The organism is Dietzia sp. B19 (assembly GCF_014145155.1).
Lineage (GTDB): Bacteria > Actinomycetota > Actinomycetes > Mycobacteriales > Mycobacteriaceae > Dietzia > Dietzia natronolimnaea.
Map to the genome: position 1 here is coordinate 1 of NZ_JAALED010000398.1, position 2559 is coordinate 2559.

A 2559-nucleotide genomic window follows, 5' to 3' on the forward strand; every position below is an offset into this window, starting at 1 on the left:
GTTGCGGACGGCCACCACCACCATGTCGAGGTCGCCGCCGGCGACCACCAGGTTCGACCCGCCGCCCAGCACGAGGACCGGAACGCCGGCGGCATCGAGGGCCCCGACCGCGACCGTGACCGCGTGGGCCGTCTCGCACTCCAGCAGCGCGCGGGGGCGACCACCGATGCGCAGGGTGGTGAGATCGGCCAGGCGGGGATCGGGGACCACGCGGAGACCGGCCACGTCGGACAATCCGCGGATCACGTCGTCGGCGTGGTCAGCGGTGCGGCGATCGGAGGAGGGCGGGAGCACGCGTCCGAGAGTAACCGCCCCCTTGTAGGGTTTGACCCCATGGCGACCCGCTTCTCCCACTCGGCCCACATCGACGCCCACCTCGAGACCGTGTTCACCTCGTACGGCGACGAGGCCTTCTGGCACGACCGCATGGCCGCCATCGGCAGCCCCCACGACACCCTCGACGCGTTCGAGACCACCGGGGACTCCACCACGGTCACGCTGACCCAGCACATCCCGGACGAGGACATCCCGGACGTGGCCCGCAAGGTCCTGCCCGGCCGGTTGATCATCGTGCGGACCACCACCTATGCCGACTTCGACGGCGAGCGGTTCTCGAGCTCCGCCCGCGCGGAGGCCGCCGGCGGGCTGGGGGTCATCGACGGCGGCTCGGAGGCCGTCTCGCGGGGCGGCGTGGTGGTGGAGTCCGCGACCGGCCAGGTCAAGGTCTCCGTCCCGCTGCTGGGCGGCAAGCTGGAGAAGCTGGTCGTGTCCCACCTGACCCGGTTCTTCGACGCCGAGACGCAACACCTCAACCGCTGGACCGCCGCCCGCTGACACCGCGTCGGCACGCCGCTGACAACGCTGACACGGCGCTGACCTCGCATCCAACACCGCGCTGACCTCGGGTTCTGCGATCCGGGCCGGCATCGGCGACAATTGGCGGAATGCACCCGCGGCACGACACCCAGCGACTCCCCGTCCACGACCGACCCGGCGTCCAGCACGCCGAGACCCAGCAGTTCGCCACTGCAGCGGCCGGTGACCGGCCTGACCGCGGCGCCACCGGAGACACCGGAGACACCGGAGACACCGACCGGAAGCGTCGCGGCCCGATGATCGCTCTGATCGCCGCGATCGCAGTGGTCGGCCTGGTGGCCGGAGTGGTGGGGCTCGAGTTCGGCACCCGCAACGCGATCGAGAACCAGATCCGGGACGAGGTCACGGCCTCCCTGGGCAGCCCGGCGCAGGTCGAGCTGGGCGCGCGCCCGGTGCTCCTGTCGTACTTCGGCGGCGACCTGGGCACCGTCCGCATCACCACCGACGGCAGCCCGGCAGAGGGCGGAGCCGGACCCGCTCCCGCGATCGACATCACCGCCGAGGGGGTCCGCTCGGCCGACGACCTCACGTACGTGGACTCGCTGACCGGGAACGCCTTCGTCTCCGACCAGGCCATGTCCACCGCCGCGCAGCAGGACTCCACCGGCGACACCATGCTCGGCGGTCTGATCCAGGTGCAGGAGATCGTCTCGGACCCGGCCTCGGGCACGCTCCGTGTCTCCATCAGCGGCCTCGCCGAGGCGGTCGTGACCCCCCGGTTGATCGGCGGAAACCTGGAGATGGATCCGTCACAGGCGTCGATCCTCGGCTTCGCGCTGCCGCCCGAGCTGCTCGGCGGCACCGTCTCGATGATGGACTCCGCGCTCGCCGAACTCCCCGAGGGTGTGCAGCTGACCGGGGTCCGCGTGGTCCCGGGCGGCATGGTCGTCGACCTCAGCGGACGCGACGTCGTGCTGGAGTCGACCCGGTAGTCGACTGCCGTGCCCGCGGCACACTGAACCCATGCGCCTGCTGATCATCGCCGACACCCACGTCCCGACGCGCGCCCGCGATCTCCCGCCCCGGGTGTGGGACGAGGTCGACGGTGCGGACGTGGTGGTCCACGCGGGCGACTGGATGGACGTGGCACTTCTCGACGCGGTGGAGGAACGCTCCACCCGGTTGGTCGCGTGCTGGGGCAACAACGACGGACCCGAGTTGCGCGCCCGGGTGCCCGAGGTGGCGCGCGTGACCCTCGAGGGGGTGCGGGTGGCGGTGGTGCACGAGACCGGGCCGTCGGCGGGCCGGGACAGGCGCATGAGCGAGGCCTATCCGGACACCGACGTCCTGGTGTTCGGTCACTCGCACATCCCGTGGGACACCACCGCGGCGAACGGCTTGCGGCTGCTCAACCCGGGTTCCCCCACCGACCGCCGTCGGCAGCCGTACTGCACGTACATGACCGCCACCCTCGCCGACGGCGTGGTGGGCGAGGTCGAGCTGCACCGCCTTCCGCCGACCCGGTAGGTGGCGCCGGGCGGCGGCCGACGGATTCTGCCACCCTGGGACGTATGACCACCGAAGCCACCATGCGTGCCGTGACCCAGTACTCCCTCGGCGATCCGGACGTCCTCGTCGTCTCCGAGCAGCCCCGCCCCGAGCCGCGGACCAACGAGATCCTGGTGCGCGTCAGGGCCACCAGCGTCAACCCCACCGACTGGAAGCACCGCGGGAACGGCGGGA

General features: G+C 71.7%; 3 protein-coding genes and 1 pseudogene. 3 read left to right on the plus strand and 1 reads right to left on the minus strand.

Annotated features, from left to right (window positions below; all coding sequences use genetic code 11):
• A pseudogene (gene murB, locus G6020_RS11605) lies at positions 1-294 on the minus strand (UDP-N-acetylmuramate dehydrogenase); the annotation flags it as partial.
• Between the two features lie 39 nt (positions 295-333).
• Here murB and G6020_RS11610 point away from each other — a divergent pair.
• The 3 genes from G6020_RS11610 to G6020_RS11620 all read left to right on the plus strand — a co-directional run bounded on the left by G6020_RS11610 (position 334) and on the right by G6020_RS11620 (position 2343).
• Positions 334-834 carry a DUF2505 domain-containing protein gene (locus G6020_RS11610; protein WP_182610740.1) on the plus strand — a complete coding sequence of 167 codons (501 nt, stop codon included), beginning with the start codon at positions 334-336 and terminating at the stop codon, positions 832-834.
• Between the two features lie 110 nt (positions 835-944).
• Positions 945-1808, plus strand: a complete 864-nt coding sequence (locus G6020_RS11615) for a DUF2993 domain-containing protein (protein WP_182610741.1) — start codon at positions 945-947, stop codon at positions 1806-1808.
• A gap of 31 nt (positions 1809-1839) precedes the next feature.
• Positions 1840-2343, plus strand: a complete 504-nt coding sequence (locus G6020_RS11620; protein ID WP_179523417.1) for a metallophosphoesterase — start codon at positions 1840-1842, stop codon at positions 2341-2343.
• Positions 2344-2559 lie beyond the last annotated feature (216 nt).

Excerpts from the sequence above, each read along its gene's own strand:
- G6020_RS11620 (WP_179523417.1), top strand. The coding sequence starts at position 1,840 with ATGCGCCTGCTGATCATCGCCGACACCCACGTCCCGACGCGCGCCCGC.
- G6020_RS11615 (WP_182610741.1), top strand. The coding sequence starts at position 945 with ATGCACCCGCGGCACGACACCCAGCGACTCCCCGTCCACGACCGACCC.
- G6020_RS11610 (WP_182610740.1), top strand. The coding sequence starts at position 334 with ATGGCGACCCGCTTCTCCCACTCGGCCCACATCGACGCCCACCTCGAG.